Genomic DNA, 25418 nt, shown 5'->3' with positions numbered 1-25418 from the left:
GTCACCAGTACGGCGGCGGCACCACGGGCCCGGCGAAGGGCGGCGGAATCCGGTGCGGCCCCGACGGCGGCGGGGGAAGCACGGGCCGGCCCGTGCGGTAGGCGTACTCGACGGCCTGGAGCCGGGCTTCGAGTTCGGCGACCTTGCGGTCGCTTTCGTGCTCCTTCGGCCGCGGCAGCCACGCCGACACGCGTGCGGTGACCAGGCTGCCGACCAAGCACGCGAGAATCGCGATCAAGATCAATTCCACTGTGGTGCTCCCGTTGTCTTGCGGCCGCCGGAGAACGGGCCGTCGAAACCAACGTACGTGTGGTGATCCATTGTCGGGCCGCTGATCTGCGCTTTCGCCAGAAACAAGTCAAGGACGACCGTACGGTTTGGACTCTTGCGCTATTCCGCTTGACGAGTTTTTGGCGAGAGTGGTGCCGGAAAGTTGTCCAAGATCTGTCAAGAAGTTGGCGGAAACCCTGGTGGTGCCCGGTTTTGAGTGGCGACACGCGTGGGTAATGGAGTTGTGCGCGCGGTTTGCACGACCTTTATGATGCGGACTCCGTTCTGGATGCTGGGGAGTGACGATGGCCGGGCGACACCCGACTGCGGATGGGGGCAAGGACCCCGGACTCCTGCGCGCGGAAAACGCCGCCAGCCGGTTGCACAAAAACGCCGGTGTCCGGGGCGCGGGCCTGCCGGGGAAGCTCGGTGCCGATCTGCGCCGGATTTGGGCGATCGAAACCGAGGCCCCGCCCGTGCGGGTCTGCGCGATCGTGTGCCTGCGGTTGCTGCAGGTGCTCGACTCGATGGTCGAGCCGAAGCCCGAACTGGTGCACGCCGCCTACAACATCGGGCCGGAGCCGTTGTCGGCGAACTTGGGCACGCGGCTCGAGAGCCTCCCGGGCCGCTCGGCCCGGAGCCACACCCGCGACCTCGAGCACTTCCAGGAGGCCCTGTACCTGAGCCTGCGGACGCCCAAGTCCCCGTTCGGCGAGCGGGAGATCATCCGGGCGCAGCAGCGGCTGGCCGGCCGGACCGTGCCGCCGCCCAGTCCCATCGAGGGCTTCCACGCCAACGCGGACGACGTCGTCCGGTGGTTCCTCGACCAGTCCTGGTGCGCGCCGGCGGACCTGGCGCGGGAACCGATCGTCGTCGACCTCGGCCCGCGCGGGGCCTGGCTCTGCGTCTTCCGCGACGAGCACACCCTGGCCGGCTACCGCGACGCCGTCGGGTGCCACTGGCCCAGCGGGCTCCAGGCGACCGGCCGCGAGTTCGTCGGCCGCGCCGGCCGGCGCGCCACGCCCACCGGGCTGCTCGTCGACCCGAGCGCCCGCCGCGGCACCGGCGCCGAGCGGTCGTTTTCGCTGCCCCCATCGCTGATCGCCGAGCTGAGCCCCGGTTCCCCGGGCTGACCCGAAGGACGACCTGAATGAACGGCTTCGAAGCCGACCCCGCGCTGCTGCGGGCCGCCGGCCTCCGGATCGGCGCCCAGGCGGCCGGCACCGGCCGGTCCGAACTGGGGTACAAGGCCAAACCGGAGCAGGCCGGCGACGTCCTGCTCGGCCGCGCGCTCGCCGACCTGCAGGAGGCGTCCGCGCGCGCGGCGAAGCTCGTCTTGGGCGAGGCGCGCGAGCTCGGTGCGCGGTTGGAGCGGGCGGCGGGCCAGTACGCCCGCCAGGACGAGAACGTCCGCGACATCCTCGGCCGCTCCGCTACCGGCACCGAGCTCGGCTGAGCGGCGGGCGAGCACCGTGATGTGGGACGCCGGCTGGTCGCCGGGCACGATCAAGCTGGTCCGGGGCGAAGCCACGCGGCTGGGGGAGCTGGCGCGCGCGTTCGACGCCCTCGACGCCGAGCTGCGGCTCCTCCTGCCCGAAGGCTGGGCGGGCCGCGCGTACGACACCTTCTCGGACACGCGCGGCCGGCTGGCCAAGCACGCGCGCTCGGTCGCCGATGCGCACGAGACGGCGTCGCAGGCGCTGGAGGACTACGCCGACACCCTGGCCGAGCTGGCCGAGCGGCGCCGGTACGAGCAGGCTTCCGACGGCCTCGCCCGGCTGGAGGTGCAGCGGGTCGAAGCGGCCGCGCAGGCGGAGAAGGCCTGCCGGAAGGCTGCCGAAGAGCTCGACGGGGTGCGCCCGGCGCTGCCCGAACTCGCCGCGGCCGCGGTACCGGCCCCGCCCGGACCGGCGGGTGACCGGGGCGGGCTGCCGTTCCTCCGGGAGAGGCGGCCGGCCGGTGCCGAGCGCGAGCGCGAAGACCCGCGTCTCGGCGACGTCGACCGGGCCGGGTACCGCTCCGCGCTGCAGGAGCTCTGCGACGCCGTGCTCGACCACCTTTCGGCCGCCTGACCTGGAGTTGCTCCAGCCCGAAATCGTTGCGCGCTCCGCTTCCCCCGGCGTTAGGTTGGCTGCATGCGCTTCGGAATCTTCGTCCCGCAGGGCTGGCGGCTCGACCTCGCCGGCATCGATCCCGCGGACCACTGGAAGACCATGCTCGGCCTCGCGAAGCACGCGGAGGCCGGGCCCTTCGAATCGATCTGGGTCTACGACCACTTCCACACCGTGCCGGTCCCCACCGAGGAGGCCACGCACGAGGCCTGGTCGCTGATCTCGGCCTTCGCCGCCGCGACGGAGACCGTGCGGCTCGGGCAGATGTGCACCTGCATGGGGTACCGCAACCCGGCCTACCTCGCCAAGGTCGCCGCCACCGCCGACACCATCGCCGGCGGGCGGGTCGAGATGGGGATCGGCGCCGGGTGGTACGAGCACGAGTGGCGGGCCTACGGCTACGGCTTCCCCGGCGCCGGTGAGCGGCTCGGGCAGCTCGACGAGGGCGTGCGGATCATGCGCGACCTCTGGACGACCGGAACGTCCACACTGGACGGCAAGCACTACCGGACCGACGGTGCCATCCTGCGTCCGCTGCCGCCGCAGGAAGGCGGGATCCCGTTGTGGATCGCCGGTGGCGGCGAGAAGAAGACGCTCAAGATCGCCGCGAAGTACGCGAAGTACACGAACTTCGCCGCCGACCCGGAGACGTTCACCCGCAAGTCGGAAATCCTCGCGCAGCACTGCAAGGACGTCGGCACCGACTACGACGCCATCGTGCGCTCGGCCAACCACAACGTCGTGCTCGGGGAGACCGAGAAGGACGTCCAGGACAAGCTGGCCTGGCTGAAGTCGCACCTCGACCAGTACGCCCCGGCCGAAGCCGCCGAGCGCTGGCACGGCAACTTCGTGAACAGCCCGACCACCGGCACGCCCGAGCAGGTCACCGAAAAGCTCGCCGCGATGGGCGAGCTCGGTATGTCCTACGCGATCTTCAACTTCCCCGAAGCCGCGTACGACCGCTCCGGCATCGACCTGTTCACCGAGAAGGTCGCACCCGCGCTCGCCTAGGGCACCGCGGGGCTGCCGCCGGTCTGCACGGGCAGGCCGGCGGCGGCCCACGCGCGGAAGCCGCCTTCGAGGTCCGTCGCGTTCGGCAGGCCCAGCCGCTGGAGGTCGGCCGCCGCGAGGCTCGACGAATAGCCCTCGTTGCACAGCACGATCACCGTCGAGCCGGCCGTCACCGACGGCAGCCGCCATTCGCTGTCCGGGGCCAGGCGCCACTCCAGGTGGATCCGCTCGACGATCACCGCGCCCGGGATTTCGCCCTCGGCCTGGCGGTTCTGGTGCGGCCGGATGTCGACCAGCAGCGCCCCCGCTTCCTGCAGTTCGCGGGCGCGCGCGGGAGCCACCCGGTCCAGGCCGGAGCGGGCCGTGGCGAGGAACGTATCGACAGCGCTCATGGCCGGACGATAGCGGGCAGGGGCGGGATTTCCGCCGGAACGTCGGCGAGCGTGGCGTACTCCCGCGTCGCGACCAGCGGCGGCGAGTACGCGTGGACGCTCGCCGCGGGCTGGTCGCCGGCGCCGGTGACCTGGTGGGCGCGGCCGGCGCCGAAGCCGAGACCCTGGCCCGCGACGTGCGTGCGGCGTCGGATCGGGCCGCCGGGGTAGCGGTACTCCTCGCCGATCTCGCCCTGCAGGACGGTGAACGAGCCGGACGCGCCGCCGTGGTCGTGCGGCTTCGTGTGCTGGCCGGGCAGCCACGACAGCAGCCACAGCTCGACGCCGTCGGTGAGGGCCAGCCGGGCCCACCACCGCCGGTCTTCGTCGAAGCGCAAGATGCTCCGCAGGTTCGCGGTCAGCTCGGTGGTGACGGTGGCGGTCAGGTCGGCCAGCTCACGCGGGGTCCAGAGCAGCCGCGACGGGTGCAGCAGCTCGGGCAGCAGCGGGTCGGTCAGCTGCGGGTGGATCTCGACGGGCGGGCGGACGATCGAAGTGGTCAACGCGGGTGCTCCTCGGACGCGAAAGGTGATTCGGGACACGGGGGCAGCGCGGCACGCGCACGCGTCGAGAAGCCGTGAAGAGGACGCGTGGGATCAGCGGAGCCGCGCCCGCGTACACCCGGCCGAGGCCACGAGGAGCAGGTCGATGGTGCGACGGCGCCAGAACGAACCCCGGGTGACCGGAGTGGCGGGCGCGTCGGCTGACATGCCAGTGATCGTGCCACAACTCGGGCGCGAGCTGCTCTCCCGCGATGCTGCGTTCCACGAAGTGGGCACGCTCCGACCTGCCGGATCGCCCACTCACCCGGGCGGGTGCGCACGCGCGCGCGACGACAGACAGAATGGGGCTCGTGAGCGAGCCGATCCAGCCCAGCGAACTTGACGACCTCGTGGTCCGGATGGCCGGTGTCGGCGTCCGCCGGGGGACCAACGACCTCCTCAAGGGCCTCGACTGGTCCGTGGAACTGGACGAGCGGTGGGTGGTGCTCGGACCCAACGGCGCGGGCAAGACCACCCTCCTGCGCCTCGCCGCGGCCGAGCTGCACCCGACGACCGGCGAGGTCGACCTGCTCGGCGAGCGCATCGGCCGGGTCAACATCTTCGACCTGCGCCCGCGCATCGGCTTCACGTCGGCGGCGATCGCCCAGCGCGTGCCGGGCGACGAGCTGGTCAAGGACGTCGTGGTCAGCGCCGGCTACGCGGTGCTCGGCCGCTGGCGTGAGGAATACGACACCCTCGACACCGCCCGCGCGACCGAGCTCTTGGACGCGATGGGCATCGGCAACCTCGCCGAGCGCACCTTCGGGACGCTGTCGGAGGGCGAGCGCAAGCGGGCCCTGATCGCGCGCTCCCTGATGACCGACCCGGAGATGCTGCTGCTCGACGAGCCGGCGGCGGGCCTCGACCTCGGCGGCCGCGAAGACCTGGTCGCGCGGCTCTCGGCGCTGGCCCTCGACCCGGACGCGCCGGCGCTCGTGCTGGTCACCCACCACGTCGAGGAGATCCCGCCGGGGTTCACCCACGCGCTGCTCCTCCGCGACGGCGGCGCGGTGGTCTCCGGCCTCGTCGACGACGTCATCACCAGCGAAAACCTGTCGAAGACGTTCGACCAGGACCTCGTGCTGGAGCGCTCCGGGGATCGCTTCTTCGCCCGCCGTCGCTAAGCTGACGCTTACCGGCCGGTAGCCTGCTGGCACTTCGTCAACGAGGAGGATGGGCGTGGGAGAGTTCGCAACCCTGGAGGTCAAGGACGGGGTCGGCACGATCCGGCTCGACCGGCCGCCGGTCAACGCCCTGAACGCCCAGGTCACCGCCGAGCTCGCGGAGCTGGCGAAGGAGGCCACCGAGCGCGACGACGTCCGCGCGGTGATCCTCTACGGCGGCGAGAAGACCTTCGCGGGCGGCGCGGACATCAAGGAGATGGCCACCCGCACGTACCCGGAGATCGCGAAGTTCGGCGCCACCCTCACCGGCACCCTCGCGGCCATCGCGAACATCCCGAAGCCGGTCGTCGCGGCCGTCACCGGCTACGCCCTCGGCGGCGGCCTCGAACTGGCGCTGACCGCGGACTGGCGCGTCGCCGGCGACAACGTCAAGGTCGGCCAGCCGGAGATCCAGCTCGGCGTCATCCCCGGCGCGGGCGGCACCCAGCGCCTGGCGCGCCTGATCGGCCCGAGCAAGACCAAGGACATCGTCTACACCGGACGGTTCGTCAAGGCCGAAGAGGCGCTGAGGCTGGGGATCGTCGACCAGGTCGTCGCCCCGGACGACGTCTACGCGGCCGCGCACAAGTGGGCGGCCCAGTTCGCGAACGGTCCCGCCGTGGCGCTGCGCGCCGCGAAGGCGGCCATCGACGGCGGTCTCGACACCGACCTCGCGAACGGGCTCAAGCTCGAATCGCACCTGTTCGCCGCGCTCTGGGCGACCGAAGACCAGCGGAACGGCATGAAGTCGTTCATCGAAAACGGGCCCGGCAAGGCCACTTTCGAAGGGAAATGACGCCTTGACCGACGTGAACGACCCGGCCCCGAACCCGCACGCCACCGCGGAAGAGGTCCAGGCGGCCTACGCCGACCCCAAGCTCGCGAACGTGCTGTACCACGACTGGGAAGCCGGCACCTACGACGAGAAGTGGTCGATCTCGTACGACGAGCGCTGCATCTCCTACGCCACCGACGTGTTCAACGCCGTCGCGGGCGAGGACGGCCAGCCCTACCAGCACGCCATGGAACTGGGCAGCGGCACCGGTTTCTTCCTGCTGAACCTGATGCAGGGCGGCGTCGCCAAGAAGGGCTCGGTCACCGACCTCTCGCCCGGCATGGTCCAGGTCGCGCTGCGCAACGCCGAGAAGCTCGGCCTCGACGTCGACGGCCGGGTCGCCGACGCCGAGCGGATCCCCTACGACGACAACACGTTCGACCTCGTCGTCGGGCACGCGGTGCTGCACCACATCCCGGACGTCCAGGCGGCGTTCCGCGAGGTGCTGCGCGTGCTCAAGCCGGGCGGCCGGTTCGTCTTCGCCGGCGAGCCGACCAAGATCGGCGACTTCTACGCGCGCAAGCTCGGCCAGTTCACCTGGTTCCTGACGACCCGCGTGACGAAGCTGCCGGTGCTGAGCGGCTGGCGGCGCCCGCAGGAGGAGCTCGACGAGTCCTCGCGCGCGGCCGCGCTGGAAGCCGTGGTCGACATCCACACGTTCGACCCGTCGGAGCTGGAGTCGTGGGCCCGCGGGGCCGGCGCGCAGGACGTCCACGCGGTCACCGAAGAGTTCGCCGCGGCGCTCGCCGGCTGGCCGATCCGGACGTTCGAAGCCGCGGTGCCGCCGGAGAAGCTGACCGTGCGCTGGCGGCTGTTCGCCTACAAGCTGTGGCTGCGGCTGTCCGCTGTGGACAAGAAGGTGCTCGCGAAGGTCCTGCCGCGCGAGCTGTTCTACAACGTCATGATCACCGGGACCAAGCGGCCGTCCTGAATTGGGATATTCGTTCAGCCTCGGCGACGTCGCCTACCTGCGCTCCGGCGCGGGGACGGCGGCGCTCGCCGAGGTTTCGTCGCTGCCGCTGACCGACCGGATCGCGTCCGTCGCGCAGGTGCGCCGCGTCGTCGGCGAGGAGCGCGCGGCCGCCGTCCTGGAAACGGTGCTGCTGCGGCGTAAATCGGTGTCCAAAGTGGATGCCGGCGGCTGGCTGTTCACCTCGGACGCGCTCCAGCAGGCGAGCGCCACCCCGGTCGCCCGGCACCGGGCCGCGCGGCTGGCGGGGCTCGACGTCCACGACGTCACCTGCTCGGTGGGCGCCGACCTCGTCGAAATCGCGCGGGTGGCCCGGCGTGCGCTGGGGTCCGATGTGGACCCGGTGCGCCTGGAAATGGCCCGGCACAACGGAACGACGGCCGGTGTCCCGTTCGGACTCGCGCGCGCCGACGCGCTGGCGCCGGTGAGCCGCTCCGGCGTCGTCGTCGCCGACCCCGCCCGCCGCGACTCCGCCGGACGCCGCGCGTGGAAGCCCGCCGACTTCGCCCCGCCGCTCGACGGGCTGGTCGAGGCCTACCCGGGCCGTCCGCTGGCGATCAAGTGCGCGCCCGGCCTGGACTTCGCGCTGACGCCGTGGGCCGACGAGGTCGAGCTGGTCTCCCTGGACGGCCAGGTCCGCGAGTCCTGCCTCTGGCGCGGACTCGGCGAGGGCGTCACCCGCCGGGCGACCGTGCTGCGCTCGGACGGGACACAGTGGACGGTCACCGACGCCGAACCGGACGAACTGCCCACGCGGGCACCGGGGGAGTGGATCGTCGACCCCGACGGCGCCGTGGTCCGGGCCGGGCTGGTCCGCCACTACGCGGCACGGCACGGGTTGTGGCAGCTGGACGAGCGCATCGCCTACCTCACCGGCGACACCCCGCCGCCGGGCGTGCGGGCGTTCCGGGTGCTGGAACAGGCGCCCTACAGCGAGAAGGCGCTCAAAGCCGTCCTCAAGCGACACGACGTCGGGCGGCTGGAGATCCTGATCCGCGGCCTGGACGTCGACCCGGACGCGTTGCGCCGCCGACTGAAGCCGCGCGGCGAAACGGAAGCTTCGGTGGTTTTGACGCGGATCGGCCGCGCGCCGACGGCTTTCGTCTGCCGAGCCGAACGCGTGACGTAGGTTTCCCGGGTCGTTCGCATCTTCGTGGGAGGTTCCCGTGCTCCGGAACTGGTCAGGTCTCGTCAAGCTCGCCGCCGCCGCGGCCATCGGCGCCACCGTCGCTTCGGGAGCCACCGCGCTCGCCGGCTCGGACGACGCGACCGCCGCCCGCGCCAAGGAACCGGCCAACATCGGCCAGGTCAAGAACGACGTCAAGGCTTACTACGGCGACTACCTCGACGCCGCGGGCAAGCACCACTACTCGGACACGAGCCGGTTCGTGAAGGACACCGGCCGGGTCGTCTCCGACGCGAAGCGCTTTCTCCAGCAGCAGCTGGGCCGCGTGAAGAACCCGGCGGTGGTGCTCGACGTCGACGACACCTCCGAAGTCACCTACGGCTGGGAGGCCGACAACGACTTCGGCTTCGACCCGGTCAAGCAGCAGCAGGCGATCGACAACGGCACGTTCGTCGCCAACAAGCCGGTGCTGGAGCTGGCCAACTGGGCCGCGCAGCACGGCGTCAAGGTGTACTTCCTGACCGGCCGCAACGAGCTGCAGGGCCCGCAGTCGCTGAAGAACCTGGCCAACGAGGGCTACCCGGCCCCGGCCGGCGCGTTCTTCAAGCCGAAGGTGACCGCGCCGGACTACCTGCCGTGCGGGCTGACCTGCACCACCGTCCAGTACAAGTCGGGCACGCGGGCGCACATCGAGGCGACCGGCGCGAAGATCGTGCTGAACGTCGGTGACCAGTTCAGCGACCTCGAAGGCGGCTACGCGCTGCGCCCGGTCAAGCTGCCGAACCCGATGTACTACCTGCCCTGACGCGGAATAACCGCCGGGTCCGGGGTGCTGCTCCTGGTACACGACCTTTTCGAGGAGCGGACATGCCGGAGAAGAAGGTTCTGGTCCCGGGCCCGGACCACCCCATCACCGTCGAGCCGACCCGGGCCCGCGTGGTGGTCAAGGCGGGCGGGCGCGTGGTTGCGGACAGCCGCAACGCGCTGACGCTGCAGGAATCCACGTACCCGGCGGCGCAGTACATCCCGCGGGCGGACGTCGACTTCAGCGTGCTGGAGCGGACCGACCACGAGACGTACTGCCCGTACAAGGGCGACAGCAACTACTACAGCCTGAACGTCGGTGACGTGCGGGCCGAGAACGCGATCTGGACGTACGAGAAGCCGTACGACGCGGTCGCGGCGATCAAGGACCACGTGGCGTTCTACCCGAACGTCGTGGACTCCATCGAGCTGGTCGAGGACTGAGCTGGACCTCGACCTGCTTCGCACCTTCCTCGCGGTTCACCGCGCGGGCTCGCTGACCGGTGCGGCACCGTCGCTGGGCTTGTCCCAGCCGACGGTGACCGCGCAGGTCAGAGCACTGGAGGAAGAGCTCGGGCAGCAGCTGTTCGTCCGCCGGGCGCGGGGCGTGACCCCGACGTCGGCGGCCGACGAGCTGGCCGCCCGCATCGCCCCGCACGTGGACGCACTGGCGACGGTGGCCGTCGGCGACGACCCGTTCGCGGCCCCGGTGCACCTGGCCGGACCCGCCGAGCTGACCACCACCCGGGTCCTCCCGGCGCTGGCCGGCCTGGTCGCGTCCGGACTTCGCTTGCGCGTGACGTTCGGCCTGGCCGACGACCTCCTCGCGGGTCTCGCGCAACGCCGGTTCGACCTCGTCGTCTCCACGATCCGCCCCCGCCGCCGAGGCCTGGCGGCAACCCCGCTGACCGACGAGGAGTTCGTCCTGGTCGGCCCCCGCGACTTCAAGGGCGACCCGCGCACGGCGCCGCTGGTGGCCTACGCCGAGGACCTCCCGATCGTCCGCCGCTACTGGCGGTCGGTGCTGGGCGTCCGCCCACCACCCGGCCCCGCGGTCGTCGTACCGGACCTGCGCGGCGTCCTGACGTGCGTGCTCGCCGGCTTCGGCGTGAGCGTGCTCCCCCGGTACCTGTGCGCGGAGGAGCTGGCCGCGGGCTCGCTGATCGCGTTGCTCGAGCCGGAGGAACCCCCGATCAACACGCTCTTCGCGGTCACGCGCGCCGAGCCCTGCCGAGCGGGGCCCGCGGCGGTGCGCGACGCACTGCTCGCGGACGCCGCCCGCTGGTGACTCAGCCCGGGCAGCCGCCGAAGATCTTGCCGAACAACGGCCTTCTCGGGGAATGCGGACCTGGACATCGGCGAAACGCAGCCAAGGTCGCGGTGAATCCGCAAAATGCTGCGGGCTCATGCGGTCGACGGGTGCGCGTATCGCCGGCTACCGGTGCATGCGGGAGGGAGAGTTCGGGCGCTATGCGACTGTGGGCGAACGGCGGCCGTCGATAACGCTGCCGCGCCGACGCGCTTCGACTTCAACGGTGCCGTGCGCTGAGCCTCGTCTCCGAAGAGGGCTCAGGCCGGGGACGGCGCGCGGCGGCGTCCCCGGCTCCGGCCCAGCCACCACTCGGCCGCCAGCAGCGGGAGCACCCAGCCGGTCCACGTCGTCAGGCCCGCGATCGCCTGGCCCATCGCGAGTTCGCTGCCGCCGAACGTCGTGTCCAGCTGCCCGGGCAGCACCGAAGCCCAGACGATCGCCCACACGCGGTTGCTGATGATCGACATGCACAGCGCGAAGCTGCGGATCATCCACCGGCGGTGGTCGCCGAACCGGCGGGCTCGCGCGCTGCGGTAACCCTGCACCGTGCAGGTGAACCAGAGTGTCGCGAGCAGGACGTTCGACACGGCGCCGACCGGGCCGAACGGGGCCGCGAGCCCGATCGCGAGCCCCGCGATCGACGCCGGGACCGCGCCGGCGAACACGTACACGCGGCCGGTGCGGCGGTGCACCACCGGGTGCTTCTGCCGCAGCCACGGCCAGATCTGCAGTGCGCACGTCACCATCGCGATCGTCGCGAACCCGATGTGCGTCACCAGCACCGGGTAGTACCAGCCGGTCGGCGCCGGGATCCGGGACTCCGCGGGGTTCAGCCCCAGGTACGGCGGCAGCGAGTACACCAGGAACACCGTGACGAGCAGCCCCAGCGGGAACACCCACGGGCGGCGCCACCACGGCGTCGCCCGCTTGGCTTCACCGATGCTCGTCGCGGTCTGAGTCGTGCTCATGGGATCCCCCTGTTTCTTGACGCTGTATCCGCACCGTATGAACCGGGCCAGGCAGCGGCAATCCTTCCTGGGGACATTGGGGGAGTACCCTGAAACCGTTCTAGGCGACAATGGCAAGTGTTCTAGTACGGATCGGGGTGTTCGTGGCCGAGACGGCGCCGTACCTGCGGATCGCGGCCGACCTGCGCCGCCGGATCTCGGCCGGCGAACTCCGGCCCGGCGACCGCGTCCCGTCGACGCGCACGCTGGTCCGCGAGTGGGGCGTCGCGATGGCGACGGCCGCGAAAGCGCTGTCCGCGCTGGGGGAGCAGGGCTGGGTGCGCGCGGTGCCGGGCAGCGGCACCGTCGTCGCCGACCGGACGCCCGTGAGGCCGCCGCTGGGCCGGGACGGCCTGGTGCGCGCGGCGATCGCGCTCGCCGACGCCGAGGGGATCGCCGCGCTGTCGATGCGGCGGCTGGCCGCGGAGCTGGACGTCGGGCCGATGGCGCTGTACCGGCACGTGCCCGACAAGGACGAGCTGCTCCGGCTGATGGCCGACGTCGCGCTCGGCGAGGCGGAGCTGCCGGAGCCGGGCCCGGTGCCGTGGCGGCCGCGGCTCGAGCTGGCCGCCCGTTCGCAGTGGCGCGCCTACCGGCGGCACCCGTGGCTCGCGCCGATCCTGCTGAATTCGCTGGTCCGGCCGCCGGTCCTGGCGGCGGGGCTGCGGCTGCTCGACTGGTCGCTGCGCGCGCTGGCCGGCACCGGCCTGCGGCGGCGGGTGAAGCTGCAGGTCGTCATGACGCTCAACGGCTGGGTCGGCGGCCTGGCGGTGAGCAACGCGTTCGAGGTCCAGGCCGAGCACGACACGGGCATCACCGGCGACCAGCGGCTCGCGGCGGACATGACGCTGCTCGCGGACTACCTGGGCTCGGGCCGCTTCCCGGTGCTCGCCGAGGTGATGACCGGCGTCGAGGACGTCGACCTCGACGAGGCGTTCGAGTTCGGGCTGCGCCGCCAGCTCGACGGAATCGCCGTGCTGCTGGGCGAACAGCACGCCTAGAGTGGGCCGGTGCTGATCACCACGGAACGCCTCACGCTGCGCGCGTGGTCCGAAGACTGCTTCGACGGCTTGTTCGCGCTGGCCCAGCTTCCGGAGACGGTCCGGTACGTGGGCACCGGCGAGCCGTGGAGCCACGAGTACACCCTGGGCAAGCACCAGGCGACGCTCGCGCACTGGGCGTCCCACGGCTTCGGCTGGTTCGCGGTGTCGGCGTCCCCGGGTTCGTTCGACGGCGTGGTTTCGCTGGTCCGCCGCAGCGCCGCGGAGTCGGGCTTGGCCGCGCCGGCGGTGGAGATGGGCTGGTGGATCGCCCCCTCGGGCTGGGGCCGGGGTTACGCGACCGAAGCGACGTCGGCGGTGCGGGACAAGGCTTTCGCGGCCGGCTGGGCGGATCGGCTGCTGGCGGTGTACGAACCGGTGAACACCGCGTCGGCCCGGGTGGTGGCGAAGCTGGGGTTCACGCCGCACAGCAAGTTCACCCTGGACGGCCGGGTCGAGCAGCGGGCGGTGCTGGACCGCCCGCGCTGACCCCGGTGCTACGCCGACGCCGGAATCGGCACGTCGCCGATCCACTGCCGCACGGCTTCCGCGAGCCCGGTGTCGTCCGTGCCTGTCGTCACCCAGGCCACGTGCCCGTCCGGCCGCAGGAGCACCGCTCCCGTGTCCGAAGTGGACGAAGCCGCGACCACGTCGAGGCCCGGTGCCCAGCCGCCGAAGGTCCCGGCGAGGTCCACCAGCACCGGCCGGCCGGGATGCAGCAACTCCGCCAAGTGCGTCGATCGGCCCGAGACCGTCAACGCGATGTCCGGTGCCAGCCGCCCGAGCCACGGGTGCCCGCCGTCGGCGTAACGAGCGTCCAGCCCGGTGATGATTTCGGCCAGCGCCCGGTTGCCGTCGGGGTGCGCGGCGACGCGGCGCATCAGGTCCGCCCACGGCTCCCCGGCCGCTTCTTCCAACGCGACCTGGGCCCGGGTGTTGGCCAGAATCCGTTCCCCCGCGGCGTGTCGCTCGGCGTGGTAGGTGTCGAGCAGCCCCTCGGGAGCCGTCCCGCGCACCGTCGCCGCCAGCTTCCAGCCGAGGTTGAAAGCGTCGTCCAGCGCCACGTTCACCCCGATCGCGCCCGCCGGCGGGTGGATGTGCGCCGCGTCGCCGGCCAGGAGCACCCGGCCTTCGCGATAGCGCGACGCCAGCCGTGCCGCGTCGCCGAACCGGCTCAGCCAGCGCGGGTTCCGCAGCGGAACGTGCCGCCCGAGCACCGCGTCCACCTGTGCCTGCAACGACTCCAGCGTGACCGGCGTGTCCTTGTCGGCGGGCGGCTCGTCCTCCCGGACGATGATCCGGACGTACCCGGGCCGCGGGATGACGAACACCGTCCGGCCGTCCGGACCGGCGGAAGGTCCGTACGGCAGCTCGCATTCGACGTCGCCGAGCAGCGCGAACCACCGGGCGTTCACGCCGGGGAAGCCGATCCCGGCCTGCTTGCGCACGGTGCTGCGCCCGCCGTCGCAGCCCACCAGGTACCGCGCCCGGACGGACAGTCCATTGTGGAGCTCGGTCGTCACGCCGGAATCGTCCTGGGTGAAGGAAAGCAGCTCGTGGCCGCGCAGGATCTCGGCGCCGAGTTCGAGCGCTCGCGCTTCCAGGACCTCCTCGACGCGGGTCTGCGGGATGCCCAGCGAGAACGGGTGGTCGGTCGCGGCGCCGTCGAGCAGCAGCGGGCCGGGCAGGCCGGTGACCGGGGCGTGCGGCACCTGGTGCCCTTCGGCGACCAGCCCGTCGGCCAGCCCACGCCGGGCCAGCAGGTCGAGCGAGCGCGAGTTCAGGTTGAAGCCGCGGCAGTACGGCGGGCGTTGCGGGTGGCGTTCGACGATCGTGGTCCGGACGCCCGCCAGCGCGAGTTCCGCGCCGAGCAGCAGGCCGGCCGGGCCGGCGCCGGCGATGAGGACTTCGGTTTCGAGCACGGGACTTCCCCTCAGAAGTGGTCGGGCCAGGACAGCGAGCCGGCGCGGATTTCGGCGGCCGTGGCGCGGGCCCAGTCGAGCTCCGCCTGCCACGCGTGCCGCACGAACTCGACCTCGATCATGAACAGCCGCGGTGCGCCCTTGCCGACCGTGTCGGCCAGCGCGGTGTCGGCGCCCTCGATGCGGTCGGCCAGGTGGCGCGCCCGTTCCTCCAGCGCGTCGGCGGCGCGGTCCGGGCCCAGCGCGCCGAGGTAGCTCACCGCCGCGACGAACTTCGGGTACTCCGCGACCGGTTCGCGGACCAGTTCGTCGAGCCACGCGACGAACTCCTGGCGGCCGAGTTCGGTGTGCGCGTAGACGGTCCGCTCGGGCCGGTTGCCCTCGCGGACCGTCTCGACCGGCTCGATCCAGCGGTGCTTCGCCAGCGACTCCACGGTGTCGTAGAGCGAACCGGGGTTGAGCTTGAAACTCGTGTCCTTGTACCGCTCGCGCAGCGTGGACGCCATTTCGTACGGGTGCATCGGGCGTTCCAGCAGCAGGCCGAGCAGCGCGAGGGCGAGGGTGTTGCGGATCTTGCGCGCCACTAGTCGCTCCCTATCAATCGGAACCGACTATACGGCATTCGTCAAGCCAGGTTGTCGACGCAAGCCCGCAGTAGCTCGGCCAGCAGGTGTCGCTGATCGGACGGCAGGTCGCCGAGCATCTGGGCTTCGACCTGCGCGACCACCTCTTCGGCGACCCCCATCTGGGTGCGTCCCTGATCGGTCAACGCCACCGGCCGGGCGCGGCCCGTCGACGCCTGTTCGGCCACGGTCACCAGCCCCGCCGACCGCAGGCCGACCAGGACGTCCCGCAGCGACTGCCGGGTGACGAAGGTGATCCGCGCGAGATCGGCCGACGACGCGCCGGGGTGGTCGTAGAGCGCGCGCAGCACGGCGTACTGCGACATCGACAGGCCCAGCGGCCGCAAGCGGTCGGTGCACACCTGGTGCAACGCCTGCTGGGCGCGTTTCAGCAGGTAACCGGGCCGGTCGCCGGTCTGGGGGTGATCCATGTCAGGGACCTTACACACCCGCCGTTCGTAAGGTGGCGGGGTGACGGGTGAGTTGAAGCGCGCCCGCCTGGGGGTCTCGGTCGTGTTCGCGGTCTGCGGCGCCGCGTTCGCGACCTGGCTGGCCCGGGTGCCGGCGGTGCAGGAGCAGCTGGGACTGAGCACGGGGGCGCTCGCGACGGGGCTCTTCGGCCTCGCCTTGGGGTCGGTCGTCGCGCTGGTGGGTGCGGGTGCGCTGCTGACCCGGATCGGCAGCCGCGCGGCCGTCGGGCTGGGCGCGGTCGTGCTGTGCGCGGGGCTGCCGCTGGTCGCGTTCGCCTGGTCGGCGCCGGTGTTCGTCGCGGCGCTCGTCGTGCTCGGCGTCGGCAACAGCCTGCTCGACGTCGCGATGAACGCGCACGCCGCCCGCGTCGAGGAGGGCTACGGGCGCCCGATCTTCGCCGGCTTCCACGCGTTCTGGAACATCGGCGGCCTCGCCGGTTCCGGCGTCGACGCGCTGATGGAGGCCGCGCACGTCCCGGTGTCGGTGCACTTCCCGCTCGCCGGCGCGGTGCTGCTCGCGCTCGCGCTGTGGGCCTCCCGCACCCGCTTCCTGACCGGCGCCGACCGCGGCCAGGGTGAGGCGGCGTTCGCGTGGCCGAGCCGCGCGCTGGTGCCGCTGGGGGTGATCGCGTTCTGCGGGTTCGTCGCCGAAGGCGCGGTCAACAGCTGGAGCGCGGTGTACCTCGCCGATGTCACCGGCGCGACGCCCGCGTTGGCCTCGTTGGGCTACTTCGCCTTCTCGGCCACGATGATCGCGGTCCGCCTGGTCGCCGACCGCGTCGTGGCGCGGACGGGCCCGGTCCGGTTCGTCCGCGTGGCGGCCGCGGTCGCGGTGCTCGGGTTCGCGGTGGTCCTGGCTGTGCCGTGGCCGGTCGCGGGCGTCCTCGGTTTCGCGGTGGTGGGGCTCGGCGTGGCGGGGATCGTGCCGATCGCGTGGAGCGCGGCGAGCCGCAAGCAGGCGGACGCACCGGGCCGCGCGGTCGCCGCGGTCGCGGCCTGCGGCTACCTGGGCTTCCTGGTGGAGCCGGTGCTGGTGGGCGCACTGGCGACCCGCATCGGCCTGCACTGGGCGCTGTCGTCGGCGGTCGTGGTCACGTTCGGGATCGTCTTCCTCGCCCCGTCGTTGCGGGTCCGGTCACGCCAGCCGCTCGCGCAGTAGCCGCCGGACGGCTTTGCCGTCGCCGCTCGCCTCCACGAGACCACCCGCGATCGCGGCGTCGAGGTCCGACGGCTTCTCGAGCAGTGCGTTGAGCGTCGGCGGATCGGTGCGGATCGTGGCGTCCGGCGCTTCGGGCGCCCCGGGCTCGACCGTGAGCCGGCCCGGCTCGGTGCGGACCGTCCACACACGAGCGTCGAGTTCGACGCGGTAGCAGGCGGCGCGGCGGGGACGCGCGCCACCGCGGAGGAACAGCAGCACGGACGTCGTGCCGAGGTGCGCGTCCGGTGGCCGCGGAAGGCCGCCGCCCCAAGCCCCGAGAGCGAGCACGACGGGCTCCAGCTCGCGACCCCAGCCGGTGAGCTCGTAGACGGTGGACCCGGCCGGCGGCGGCAGTTTCCGCCGTGTGACAACGCCGTGAGCTTCGAGTTCCCGCAGCCGGTCGGTGACGAGGTTGGAGCTGGCACCCGGCAGCGCGCGCCGGACGTCGGAAAACCGTTGCGGCCCGAGGAGAAGCTCGCGGACGACGAGCAGCGCCCACCGCTCCCCGACGACGTCCAGCGCGCGGGCGATCGTGCAGGCGTCCCCGTAGCTCCGGCTCGTCGGCATGCTTTCAAACTACAACCTTGAGGTTGTTTTTAACAACTACAGCGGCGTACGGTGCCGGTATGAGCCGACCTGTCGTGCACTTCGAGATCATCGGAACCGACCCGGCAACCCTGCGTGGGTACTACGGCGAGCTGTTCGGCTGGGAATTCGACACCTCGGCCCCGGTGTCCGCCGCGGTATCGGAACCCGGCTACGGCTTCGTGGAATCCGGAACCATCCCGGGCGGCGTCGGCGGCGGCGCGGGGTACGAAAGCCACGTGGTGTTCTACGTGGGCGTCCCGGACGTCGCGGCGGCACTGGCGGAAGCCGAGCGCCTCGGCGGCACCCGCCGCCTGGGCCCGGCCCGCGCGCCGGGCCGCGACCTGGTGGTCGCCCAGTTCACCGACCCGCAGGGCAATCTGGTGGGCTTGGCCGGCCCGGCTTGAGCTTCAAGGCCCAGCCGCGGCTGGGTGACGTCCATGCTTGGCTACCCCCACCGAATCCCGTTGTCGGCGGGGCTGAGCATCGTGGCCGCCTGGGCTGACCGTGCCCGGCGCTCAGAGCGCGAGCATCGCCGCGGCCACCTCGCCGGCAGCGGCGTCCGGGATCGCGATCGCGGCCTCCTCGAGCACCAGCAACCGCGCGTCGGGAATCTCGCGCGCGAGCGCCTCGCCGTTGCCGACCGGGAAGAACCGGTTGTGCCGTCCGTGCACCACGAGCGTCGGTACCGCGAGCCCCGGCAACCGTTCCCGCCAGCGCGGCGTGCAGTCCAGCCGGGAGAACACCATGCCCAGCTGGTTGGCCGCCTGGACGGCAGCCACCGTCCCCGGCGTCCGGTCGAAGATCCGCTCGGCTGTCGCCCGCGCGACACCGGGGTCGTCGCCGAGCACCGCTGCCCCGGCGGCGGCGAACTCCGCCACCGCCGCACGGTCGGACCAGTCGGGCATCGGAAGCGCGAACCGCCGCTTCATCGTCGGCCCGTCGTGGTCGGGAAGATCGTCGTCGACCGGTCCCGGCGCGACCGGCCGCGTCCCGGCGAGAGTCAGCGCCGAGAACGCCTCCGGGTGGTCGAGCGCGGCGACCTGGGCGACCATCCCGCCGACGCCGAAGCCCGCCAGGTGCGCAGGCCGATCGTCGAGCCCCCGGGCGAGCGCGGCGGCGTCCGCGGCCAGGTCGCGCAGCGTGTAGTCCGGCGCCTCGGGATCGACGGTGGTCGACCCGCCCGAGTCACGCAGGTCGTAGCGGACGACGTGGCGTCCACCCCGAGCGAGCGCCTCGCACAGCGCGTCGGGCCAAGACAGCATCGTCGTGCCGCCCGCGAGCAGCACGAGGGGCGCCGCCGCGTCGCCGAAGTGCTCGACCCCGAGCGTGACGCCCTCGGGAGTCCGGAACGACTGCATCGCCACCACCCGTCAGGCCGTCGGGCGGCCGGCTCCCGCGTAGTCGTCGCCGTCCTTGCGGTACGAGTGGACCTGGACCGCCTGGCCCGTCTGCGGGGCGTCGATCATCTGCTGGTTGCCGATGTAGAGCCCGACGTGGTGGATCTTCGTCGCCGGCTCGCCGTAGAAGATCAGGTCGCCCAGCTGCGGGTCGGTCACGTGCGGCACGCTGCGGAACTGCGTGTCGGCCGTGCGCATCAGCTTGACCCCCGCGCTCGCGTACGCCGCCGTCGTCAGGCCCGAGCAGTCGAAGCCCGGGTCGTTGCCGCCGGTGCCGTTGCCGCCCCAGATGTAGGGGAGGCCGATCTTGTCGATGGCGAAGTTCACCGCGCTCAGCACCGCCGCGTTCGGCGCCGACGCGCCCTGGCCGACCGTGCCGTAGACGTTGACCGTGGCCAGCGTGCGGTGCAGGAACAGCGGCGCCGCCTGCAGCGTGCTGACCGAGTCCCACCACACCTGGCCCTGGGACAGGTCGTGGCCGTCGGCGCAGAGCGCGCGCCCGGTGGTCAACGCGGCGTCGTCGATGTTCTGGACATCGGGCTTCCCGCCCGCGTAGCTCGCCTGGTACTTGCCCCAGATCGACGGCGCCAGCTGCAGCGGCCCGGCGGCGTTCGCCGTCGAGACGACCTTGTTGTAGAAGTCGCGCACCTCGATGGTGCCGAGCGCCTTGTCCAGCACGCCGGTGGTGCCGAACTGCCCGCCCTGCGCCCGGCCGTGGTCCGTGGTCACTTTTCCGACCGCGGCCAGCGTCACCCAGGACAGGTGGCAGCCGGGGACGTCCTTGGCGAGCTTCGTCGTCGCCTTCGCGTAGCCGACCATCGCGCGCAGCGGGATGTCGAGCCACTGGCTGGTCTTGGACGCCCACGCGTCGAACTCGCTCGCCTCCGGCACCTTCGGCGGCGCGGACGTCCGCGGCGGCGTGGTCGTTTTCACGACAGACGGCGGGGGCGTGACTGTCGCGGCCGCGTTCGTCGTCTCCTGCTGCTTCGGCGCGAACTGCACGCCGACCACCAGCGCGGCGGCGACCACGACCACCGCGGCCACCACGACCGCGGTCTTCCGGCGACGGGGCTCGGGCGTCTCCTCGGGCACGATCTCGGGCTCGTCGCTCACCGCGCGGCCCCGGTCAGCCGGTCGAGGACGAAGCCGCGCAGGCCGTCGAGGTCGGTGTCCACCGCGACCTCGATCGGGCGGCCGGGGGAGAACTGCGGATCGTCTTCGCCGAGCCGCCGCCGGTCGACGAGGGTCTGTCCGCGCGCCGGGCCGAGCCCGCAGTCGACGTCGACGCGGTAGGTCTCCGTGCGCAGGATCCCCGGTGAGATCGCCTCGGCGACCGCGACGGCGTCGTGCATGACCATCCGGTCCTCGCCGAACACGCGCGTGTAGTGCTGCCGGTAGGTCGAGGTGAGGCCTTCGAGGGTGGCGCCGACCGGGCCCGACGCCGCGAGCTTCGCCAGCCATTCGGCGTCGACGGCGCAGCGGTGGGTCAGGTCGAGCGGGACCAGCACGACCGGCACGTCCTCCTCGACGAGCACCCGCCGCGCCGATTCCGGGTCGCTCCAGATGTTGAACTCGGCGGCGGTCGTGCTGTTGCCGAACGTCACCCCGCCGCCCATGATCACCAGCCGCGCGATCTTCGCCGCCGCGCCCGGGTGGGCCGCGAGCAGCGCGGCGATGTTCGTCAGCGGCCCGATCGGGGCGATGGTCACCGGCTCGCCGGCGGCTTCGAGCAGGTCGAGCATCAGGCTGACGGCGTCGCGCTCTTCGAGCGGACGGCTCGCCTCGGGCAGCGTGTAGGAGTGGCCCGACAGGCCGTCGCCGCCGTGGACTTCCTTCGCGTCGCGCGGCTTGGAGTACACGAGCGGGCGCGCCGACCCGGCGGCCACGGGCACGTCCGCGCGGCCGAACAGCTCCAGCAGCCGGCGCGCGTTCGACGTCGTGCGGTCGAGGGGAACGTTGCCGAACACCGACGTCACGCCCAGCAGGTCGACGTCCGGTGACAGCGCCGCCAGCGCGATCGCCAGCGCGTCGTCGACGCCCGGGTCGGTGTCGATGATCAGCTTCGTGCCCATCCACGCTCCCCTTGCCTGTGAACCCGTCCCGTACACAGGTTACGGTCACGGGCATGACGTCGATGTGGGGTGCACCCGCGCTGTCGCGGGTGCGGGCCTGGCGCCGCGCCCGGCAGGACCCGCGGCAGGCGAAGTTCCTGACCGCCGACTCGCTGCGCTGGGTGCTGCGCAACCGCGCGTACACGCCTTGGTACCTCGTCCGGTACTACCGGCTGCTCAAGTTCCGGGTCGCCAACCCGCACATCATCCTGCGCGGGATGCTGTTCCTCGGGAAGAACGTCGAGATCCACTGCCGCCCCGGCTACGGGCGCCTGGAGATCGGCCGCTGGGTCCACATCGGCGACGGCAACGCCATCCGCTGCCACGAGGGTTCGCTGCGGATCGGCGACAAGTCCGTGTTCGGCCGCCAGAACGTCATCAACTGCTACCTCGACATCGAGCTCGGCGCGGCCACGCTGGTCGCCGACTGGGTGTACATCTGTGACTTCGACCACGTCATTTCGGACATCCACGTCCCGATCAAGGACCAGGGCATCGTGAAGTCGCCGGTGCGCATCGGCCCGGACACGTGGCTCGGCACGAAGGTCAGCGTCCTGAAGGGCACCCGCATCGGCCGCGGCAGCGTCTTGGGCGCGCACGCGGTCGTCCGCGGCGACATCCCGGACTACTCGATCGCGGTCGGCGCGCCCGCCCGCGTGGTGCGTAACCGCGAAGAGGATTACGCGGCCGACGCGGCTCGTCGTGAGGCCGTCGCCGACATGGCGCGGAAGGCGAACAAGGCCCTGCAGAAGACCCTCGAGCAGTAGATCTACTCAAGCGGGTTCGTCGCTTTTCCGGACAGACTGGTCCGGTGGGAGAGATCCGGACCGCGTGGGCCACGGTCGTGCTGGCGTTGTGTGCCGTGGGGCTGCTGCTCGTCGTCCCGTTCCTGGTGCTGCTGGGCTTCCTGGCGAGCATCCCGGTGTTCGGCGAGGCGGGCCACGGCGCCGGCGGCTACCTGACGTGGGCGGCGGTGCTCGGCGCCGGGCTGCCGCTCGTGGGCGTGGTCGTTTCCGCGACCACGCGCCGCCGCGGCTGGACGTGGTTCTTCGGCATCTGCCTGACCGTGGCGGCAGCGGTCGCGGTGCTCGCCTGGGCCGACGACGTCCGGCACGCCCTGCCGCCACCGCCGGGACCGCGCCACTGCGTCGAGCGCAGCGGCGGCGGCAACGACTGCCCGGGCGGCTGAGTCACTCCTCGAACGTCATCTCCGGCGGCGGCCGCCGGAAGCCGCGGGTGATCGCGGCCAAGACGACGATGCCGATCGCCAGCCAGACCAGGCCGAAGACCAGCGCGATGCCGTCGAGGTTGACCAGTAGCCACAAATCGACCACGGCGCCGATCACCGGGAAGACCACCCAGGTCAGCACGCGTTTCCCGGCGCGGTCGCGCAGCCACGTCGCCAGCACGCTGACGTTGACGAACGTGAACGCGGTGAACGCGCCGAAGTTGATGAACGACGTCGACGTGCTGACGTCCAGCGACAGCGCGACCAGCCCGACCAGTCCGGTGAGGACGATCCCGAAGACCGGCGTCGCGAACCGCGGCTGCAGCTTCCCGAAGACCCGCGGCAGGACGCCGTCCCGCCCCATAGCGAACATCAGCCGCGACGCGCTCGCCTGCGCGGCGATGCCGGAGGCGAACTGGGCCACGACGAGCCCGGCGAGGAAGAACGACGCGAACAGGTTGCCGCCGATGGTCGTCGCGATTTCGAACGCGGCGGACGACTCGTCGGTGAACGTGCTGCCCGGGTGCGCGAGCTGGGTGAAGTAGGCCAGCACGATGAAGATGCCGCCGCCGATCAGCGCGGTCAGCAGGATGGCCCGCGGAATCGTCTTGCGCGGCTCGGTGGTCTCTTCGGTCAACGTCGTCACGGCGTCGAACCCGAGGAACGAGTACGTCGCGAGCGCGGCGCCACCGGAGATCGTGCCCAGCGTGGCGCCGGGGTGGAAGAACGGCTGCGTGCTCGCGAGCGAGCCGCCGACGTGCAGGACCTGTTTGACCGAAAGAACGACGAAGAACCCGATCACCAGCAGCTGGAAGGCCATCAGGACGAAGTTGGCTTTCTCCGCGATCTGGATGCCCAGGACGTTGAGGATCGTCGTCAACGCGATAAATGTGATCAACCAGAGCCAATTCGGCACCGAGGGGAACTCGGCGGAGAGGTAGGCGCCGCCGATCAGCCAGATCACCATCGGCAGGAAGAAGTAGTCGAGCAGCACCGCCCACCCGACGAGGAAGCCGGCGCGCGCGTCGACCGATTTCCGGACATAGGTGTAGGCGGACCCGGCGACCGGGTGCGTGGCGGCCATCTTCCCGTAGCTCGCGGCCGTGAAGAGCATGGCGACCAGCGCCAGCAGGTACGCGGAGGGGACGGTGCCCTCGGTCGTCGTCGCGACGATCCCGAAGGTGCCGAGCACGATCAGCGGCGCCATGTAGGCGAGCCCGAACAGGACGACACCGGGCAGCCCGAGCCGGCGCTGCAGCGCGGCGGGGGCCGCGGCCGTGGAGGTCATCGGTCGTCTCCTTCTCGTGGGCGCCAGCGGTCCGGCTCGATCCGGCCCTGGTAGAGCGGCAGGTCCAGGGGCGCGTCGTCCGGCGTGAACTGCGCCCACACGCGGTTGGTGCCCGCGGTGCCTTCCCGGCGAACGCGCGCCACCTCGTCGAGGTCGATCGTGTGGGCGAGGACGCCGTGGTCGTTTCCCGGCAACGCGGCGAGGACGTCCCCTTCGGGCCCGACGAGCAGGCTGTCGCCCATCCCGATCGGGCCGGCCGTGTTCACGCTGGCGACGAAGACCTGGTTGACGATGGCGTTCGCCCGGGCCAGCACGAGCTCTTGGGCGCGGTCCCGGGTCGTCGTCTGCACCGGGTTGAGCACGACCTCGGCGCCCATCCAGGCGAGGTGCCGGGTCACTTCGGGGAACCAGGCGTCGTAGCAGATGGAGAACCCGACGCGCCCGGCGTCGGCCAGGTCGGCGACGACGAACCGGTCACCGGGGTCGTACGGCTCGTACGGCCGCCACGGGAAGACCTTGCGGTACCAGCCGGCCAGCTCGCCTCGCGGGGAGAAGACGAGGGCGGTGTTGAAGAGCTCGCCGTGGTCACCTTTTTCGCAAACGGTGCCGGGCGCGAGCCAGATCCCCAGGTCACCGGCCAGTTCGGCGAGCTCTTGGGTTCGTCGTCCCCGCAGCGGCTCGGCGGCGGCCCGCAGCTGGGCCGTGCGGTCGTCGCCCTCGCCGCCGACGCCGCAGAGGTGCAGCTCGGGGAAGGCGGCCAGGCGCGTGTCCGGAAAACGGCGAAGGACGTCCTCGACCTCACCGGCGAACCCGGCGCCCCCGGCCGGTCGGGGCGGTGCTTGCACCAGGGCGATCGGCAGTGGTCGCGGCATGGACGAAAAATAGTCCATCTTGAACAGTTAAACAAGAGTGCTCAAGATGAGCAGTTTGTGCGGTACGGTCGTTTCATGGCGACGGCAGACCTGAGCGCCCCCGCGCTGACCGGAATCCGGCGGCTGTCCGCACTGGATACGGTCCGCGCCCGCATCGCCCTCGCGGTGGAGCTCGGCTTGCTGAAGCCGGGGGAGCGGTTGCCGCCGAACGGCGAAATCGCGCGAGCGCTCGGCGTCGCGGAGATCACCGTTCGCCGGGCCCTGGAGTCCCTGGCCGAGGACGGCCTGATCGAACGCCGCCGCGGCCGAGCCGGCGGAACGCTGGTCGCCGAGCACCCACCGGCGTCCCGGGTGAGCGAGGTCGGCGCCTACCGCGAGTCGGCGGCCGAGGTCCGGGAGCTGATCGACCACCGCCTGGTGCTGGAGTCGGGGCTGGTCCAATTCGCGGCGAAACGCCCGCCGGACCTGGTGCGCCTCCGTGCGTTGGTCGCCCGGATGGACACGGTGCCGGACTGGGCCGAGTTCCACGAGCTGGACGCGGAGTTCCACCGAACGGTGGCCGCCCCCGGCCCGGCCGCGGCGGTCGCCCAGTACGAGACGGTGCTGGCGGAGCTGTACCGCTTTTACCTGCCGTACCCGATGGAGAAGCTGCGCGAGTCGAACCGCGAGCACGCGAGCCTGGTGAAAGCCCTTTCGGCGGGCGACCCGAACGCGGCGGCCCGAGTGACGAGGAAGCACGTGGGCGGCCTCCACCGCACGATGTTCGTCGGCCTCGGCTGAGCTGTCGGCCGTCGCCACGAATCGACCACGGCTTCGGTGCCCACGCGGCTTGGTCGAATTCCGCCCACGGCCCGGCTGCCCGCCGGAGGGATCCGGCGGCGGCTCCGCTTCGCGCTGGACGATGGTCAGGAATCGTCCACGACCCGGCTGTGCCCCGGCTCGGTCGAAATTCGCCCACGGCCTGGTGGTGTTCCCGGCCGGGTCGAGTCGGCTGTGCCTCCGGCCCGGTCGGACTTCGCCGGTTGGGCGGGCCCGCGCGAGCCGTGGTCGGAATTCGCCCACTCCCCGGCTGCACTCCGGGACGGCGGAATTCGCCCAC

The 25418-nt window shown here is 71.9% G+C and carries 31 protein-coding genes; 18 read left to right on the top strand and 13 right to left on the bottom strand.

Features of this window, described 5'->3' with window-relative positions; genetic code table 11:
- Nucleotide 1: 1 nt before the first annotated feature.
- The gene (locus AB0B33_RS21955; RefSeq protein WP_360774627.1) at nucleotides 2-238 is read right to left on the bottom strand and encodes a hypothetical protein; all 237 of its coding nucleotides are present in this window, start codon (nucleotides 236-238) and stop codon (nucleotides 2-4) included.
- 337 nt (nucleotides 239-575) lie between these two features.
- On the opposite strand from AB0B33_RS21955, the gene AB0B33_RS21950 reads away from it, so the two are divergent.
- The 4 genes from AB0B33_RS21950 to AB0B33_RS21935 all read left to right on the top strand — a co-directional run bounded on the left by AB0B33_RS21950 (nucleotide 576) and on the right by AB0B33_RS21935 (nucleotide 3392).
- Nucleotides 576-1403 (top strand): hypothetical protein, encoded by an 828-nt coding sequence (locus tag AB0B33_RS21950; protein WP_360774624.1) that lies wholly within the window; start codon nucleotides 576-578, stop codon nucleotides 1401-1403.
- Nucleotides 1404-1420: 17 nt separating this feature from the next.
- Nucleotides 1421-1726, top strand: coding sequence for a hypothetical protein (locus AB0B33_RS21945; protein WP_360774621.1), 306 nt, complete (start codon nucleotides 1421-1423; stop codon nucleotides 1724-1726).
- Nucleotides 1727-1745: 19 nt separating this feature from the next.
- The gene (locus AB0B33_RS21940) at nucleotides 1746-2342 is read left to right on the top strand and encodes a putative T7SS-secreted protein (RefSeq protein WP_360774833.1); all 597 of its coding nucleotides are present in this window, start codon (nucleotides 1746-1748) and stop codon (nucleotides 2340-2342) included.
- A gap of 63 nt (nucleotides 2343-2405) precedes the next feature.
- The gene (locus tag AB0B33_RS21935; protein ID WP_360774618.1) at nucleotides 2406-3392 is read left to right on the top strand and encodes an LLM class F420-dependent oxidoreductase; all 987 of its coding nucleotides are present in this window, start codon (nucleotides 2406-2408) and stop codon (nucleotides 3390-3392) included.
- On the opposite strand, the gene AB0B33_RS21930 is transcribed toward AB0B33_RS21935, so the two are convergent.
- Nucleotides 3389-3784 (bottom strand): rhodanese-like domain-containing protein, encoded by a 396-nt coding sequence (locus AB0B33_RS21930; protein ID WP_360774615.1) that lies wholly within the window; start codon nucleotides 3782-3784, stop codon nucleotides 3389-3391. The two genes, AB0B33_RS21935 and AB0B33_RS21930, sit on opposite strands and share 4 nt — an antisense overlap.
- Nucleotides 3781-4326 carry a cysteine dioxygenase family protein gene (locus AB0B33_RS21925; protein ID WP_360774611.1) on the bottom strand — a complete coding sequence of 182 codons (546 nt, stop codon included), beginning with the start codon at nucleotides 4324-4326 and terminating at the stop codon, nucleotides 3781-3783. The genes AB0B33_RS21930 and AB0B33_RS21925 overlap by 4 nt, the downstream gene beginning before the upstream one ends.
- Before the next feature lie 341 nt (nucleotides 4327-4667).
- Here AB0B33_RS21925 and AB0B33_RS21920 point away from each other — a divergent pair, with 341 nt between their 5' ends.
- The 7 genes from AB0B33_RS21920 (at nucleotide 4668) to AB0B33_RS21890 (ending at nucleotide 10551) form a co-directional block, all read left to right on the top strand.
- The gene (locus AB0B33_RS21920; protein WP_360774608.1) at nucleotides 4668-5489 is read left to right on the top strand and encodes an ABC transporter ATP-binding protein; all 822 of its coding nucleotides are present in this window, start codon (nucleotides 4668-4670) and stop codon (nucleotides 5487-5489) included.
- Nucleotides 5490-5544: 55 nt separating this feature from the next.
- Nucleotides 5545-6324 carry an enoyl-CoA hydratase-related protein gene (locus AB0B33_RS21915; protein WP_360774605.1) on the top strand — a complete coding sequence of 260 codons (780 nt, stop codon included), beginning with the start codon at nucleotides 5545-5547 and terminating at the stop codon, nucleotides 6322-6324.
- Between the two features lie 4 nt (nucleotides 6325-6328).
- Nucleotides 6329-7294, top strand: a complete 966-nt coding sequence (locus tag AB0B33_RS21910) for a class I SAM-dependent methyltransferase (protein WP_360774604.1) — start codon at nucleotides 6329-6331, stop codon at nucleotides 7292-7294.
- A 1-nt stretch (nucleotide 7295) separates the two neighbouring features.
- Nucleotides 7296-8462: a class I SAM-dependent methyltransferase gene (locus AB0B33_RS21905; RefSeq protein ID WP_360774601.1), complete on the top strand. Its 1167-nt coding sequence runs from the start codon at nucleotides 7296-7298 to the stop codon at nucleotides 8460-8462.
- A 37-nt stretch (nucleotides 8463-8499) separates the two neighbouring features.
- A complete protein-coding gene (locus tag AB0B33_RS21900; RefSeq protein ID WP_360774598.1) occupies nucleotides 8500-9264 on the top strand; it encodes an HAD family acid phosphatase in 765 nt (254 codons plus the stop codon).
- A 62-nt stretch (nucleotides 9265-9326) separates the two neighbouring features.
- A complete protein-coding gene (locus tag AB0B33_RS21895) occupies nucleotides 9327-9707 on the top strand; it encodes a DUF427 domain-containing protein (protein ID WP_247013653.1) in 381 nt (126 codons plus the stop codon).
- Between the two features lies 1 nt (nucleotide 9708).
- The gene (locus tag AB0B33_RS21890; protein WP_360774830.1) at nucleotides 9709-10551 is read left to right on the top strand and encodes a LysR family transcriptional regulator; all 843 of its coding nucleotides are present in this window, start codon (nucleotides 9709-9711) and stop codon (nucleotides 10549-10551) included.
- A gap of 281 nt (nucleotides 10552-10832) precedes the next feature.
- Here AB0B33_RS21890 and AB0B33_RS21885 read toward each other — a convergent pair whose 3' ends face one another.
- On the bottom strand, nucleotides 10833-11543 hold the full coding sequence (locus AB0B33_RS21885) for a DUF2306 domain-containing protein (RefSeq protein WP_360774595.1): 711 nt from the start codon (nucleotides 11541-11543) through the stop codon (nucleotides 10833-10835).
- 143 nt (nucleotides 11544-11686) lie between these two features.
- Between AB0B33_RS21885 and AB0B33_RS21880 the strand changes: the two genes are divergently transcribed.
- On the top strand, nucleotides 11687-12583 hold the full coding sequence (locus tag AB0B33_RS21880; protein WP_360774593.1) for a TetR/AcrR family transcriptional regulator C-terminal domain-containing protein: 897 nt from the start codon (nucleotides 11687-11689) through the stop codon (nucleotides 12581-12583).
- Nucleotides 12584-12592: 9 nt separating this feature from the next.
- Nucleotides 12593-13111, top strand: coding sequence for a GNAT family N-acetyltransferase (locus AB0B33_RS21875; protein ID WP_247013649.1), 519 nt, complete (start codon nucleotides 12593-12595; stop codon nucleotides 13109-13111).
- A gap of 8 nt (nucleotides 13112-13119) precedes the next feature.
- On the opposite strand, the gene AB0B33_RS21870 is transcribed toward AB0B33_RS21875, so the two are convergent.
- From AB0B33_RS21870 to AB0B33_RS21860, 3 genes are read right to left on the bottom strand one after another with little or no spacing between them, the layout of a single operon-like run.
- Complete coding sequence (locus AB0B33_RS21870; protein WP_360774589.1) at nucleotides 13120-14544, bottom strand: FAD-dependent monooxygenase; 1425 nt, start codon at nucleotides 14542-14544, stop codon at nucleotides 13120-13122.
- A gap of 11 nt (nucleotides 14545-14555) precedes the next feature.
- Nucleotides 14556-15128 carry a PadR family transcriptional regulator gene (locus tag AB0B33_RS21865; RefSeq protein ID WP_360774587.1) on the bottom strand — a complete coding sequence of 191 codons (573 nt, stop codon included), beginning with the start codon at nucleotides 15126-15128 and terminating at the stop codon, nucleotides 14556-14558.
- A gap of 41 nt (nucleotides 15129-15169) precedes the next feature.
- Nucleotides 15170-15598 (bottom strand): MarR family transcriptional regulator, encoded by a 429-nt coding sequence (locus AB0B33_RS21860; protein ID WP_360774585.1) that lies wholly within the window; start codon nucleotides 15596-15598, stop codon nucleotides 15170-15172.
- Nucleotides 15599-15638: 40 nt separating this feature from the next.
- Between AB0B33_RS21860 and AB0B33_RS21855 the strand changes: the two genes are divergently transcribed.
- On the top strand, nucleotides 15639-16796 hold the full coding sequence (locus AB0B33_RS21855; protein WP_360774582.1) for an MFS transporter: 1158 nt from the start codon (nucleotides 15639-15641) through the stop codon (nucleotides 16794-16796).
- Here AB0B33_RS21855 and AB0B33_RS21850 read toward each other — a convergent pair.
- Entirely contained in the window at nucleotides 16773-17402 is a 630-nt protein-coding gene (locus tag AB0B33_RS21850; protein WP_360774579.1) for a winged helix-turn-helix transcriptional regulator, read from the bottom strand. The two genes, AB0B33_RS21855 and AB0B33_RS21850, sit on opposite strands and share 24 nt — an antisense overlap.
- A gap of 59 nt (nucleotides 17403-17461) precedes the next feature.
- Between AB0B33_RS21850 and AB0B33_RS21845 the strand changes: the two genes are divergently transcribed.
- Nucleotides 17462-17827 (top strand): VOC family protein, encoded by a 366-nt coding sequence (locus AB0B33_RS21845; RefSeq protein ID WP_360774577.1) that lies wholly within the window; start codon nucleotides 17462-17464, stop codon nucleotides 17825-17827.
- Between the two features lie 111 nt (nucleotides 17828-17938).
- Here AB0B33_RS21845 and AB0B33_RS21840 read toward each other — a convergent pair whose 3' ends face one another.
- Genes AB0B33_RS21840 through AB0B33_RS21830 form a run of 3 tightly spaced genes read right to left on the bottom strand, consistent with a single transcriptional unit; the run spans nucleotide 17939 to nucleotide 20892 of the window.
- Nucleotides 17939-18781 (bottom strand): alpha/beta hydrolase, encoded by an 843-nt coding sequence (locus AB0B33_RS21840; protein WP_360774574.1) that lies wholly within the window; start codon nucleotides 18779-18781, stop codon nucleotides 17939-17941.
- Between the two features lie 12 nt (nucleotides 18782-18793).
- Nucleotides 18794-19912 carry a C40 family peptidase gene (locus AB0B33_RS21835; RefSeq protein ID WP_247025272.1) on the bottom strand — a complete coding sequence of 373 codons (1119 nt, stop codon included), beginning with the start codon at nucleotides 19910-19912 and terminating at the stop codon, nucleotides 18794-18796.
- 17 nt (nucleotides 19913-19929) lie between these two features.
- Nucleotides 19930-20892 (bottom strand): nucleoside hydrolase, encoded by a 963-nt coding sequence (locus AB0B33_RS21830; protein ID WP_360774572.1) that lies wholly within the window; start codon nucleotides 20890-20892, stop codon nucleotides 19930-19932.
- A 53-nt stretch (nucleotides 20893-20945) separates the two neighbouring features.
- On the opposite strand from AB0B33_RS21830, the gene AB0B33_RS21825 reads away from it, so the two are divergent.
- On the top strand, nucleotides 20946-21698 hold the full coding sequence (locus AB0B33_RS21825; RefSeq protein ID WP_360774569.1) for an acyltransferase: 753 nt from the start codon (nucleotides 20946-20948) through the stop codon (nucleotides 21696-21698).
- Nucleotides 21699-21742: 44 nt separating this feature from the next.
- On the top strand, nucleotides 21743-22120 hold the full coding sequence (locus AB0B33_RS21820; RefSeq protein WP_360774567.1) for a hypothetical protein: 378 nt from the start codon (nucleotides 21743-21745) through the stop codon (nucleotides 22118-22120).
- 1 nt (nucleotide 22121) lies between these two features.
- Here the strand turns inward: AB0B33_RS21820 and AB0B33_RS21815 are convergent, their stop codons facing one another.
- Both AB0B33_RS21815 and AB0B33_RS21810 read right to left on the bottom strand, forming a co-directional pair.
- Complete coding sequence (locus AB0B33_RS21815) at nucleotides 22122-23447, bottom strand: APC family permease (RefSeq protein ID WP_360774564.1); 1326 nt, start codon at nucleotides 23445-23447, stop codon at nucleotides 22122-22124.
- On the bottom strand, nucleotides 23444-24319 hold the full coding sequence (locus tag AB0B33_RS21810) for a carbon-nitrogen hydrolase family protein (protein ID WP_360774561.1): 876 nt from the start codon (nucleotides 24317-24319) through the stop codon (nucleotides 23444-23446). Before AB0B33_RS21810 ends, AB0B33_RS21815 begins: the two co-directional genes overlap by 4 nt.
- Nucleotides 24320-24394: 75 nt before the next feature.
- Between AB0B33_RS21810 and AB0B33_RS21805 the strand changes: the two genes are divergently transcribed.
- Nucleotides 24395-25099 (top strand): FCD domain-containing protein, encoded by a 705-nt coding sequence (locus tag AB0B33_RS21805; protein WP_360774558.1) that lies wholly within the window; start codon nucleotides 24395-24397, stop codon nucleotides 25097-25099.
- Nucleotides 25100-25418 lie beyond the last annotated feature (319 nt).

Origin of the sequence: Amycolatopsis sp. NPDC049159 (assembly GCF_040648295.1) — a bacterium.
In the GTDB taxonomy this organism is placed as follows: Bacteria; Actinomycetota; Actinomycetes; order Mycobacteriales; family Pseudonocardiaceae; genus Amycolatopsis; species Amycolatopsis pretoriensis_A.
Note: the sequence above shows the minus strand (reverse complement) of the source record. Positions and strands in the feature narration are given on the sequence as shown.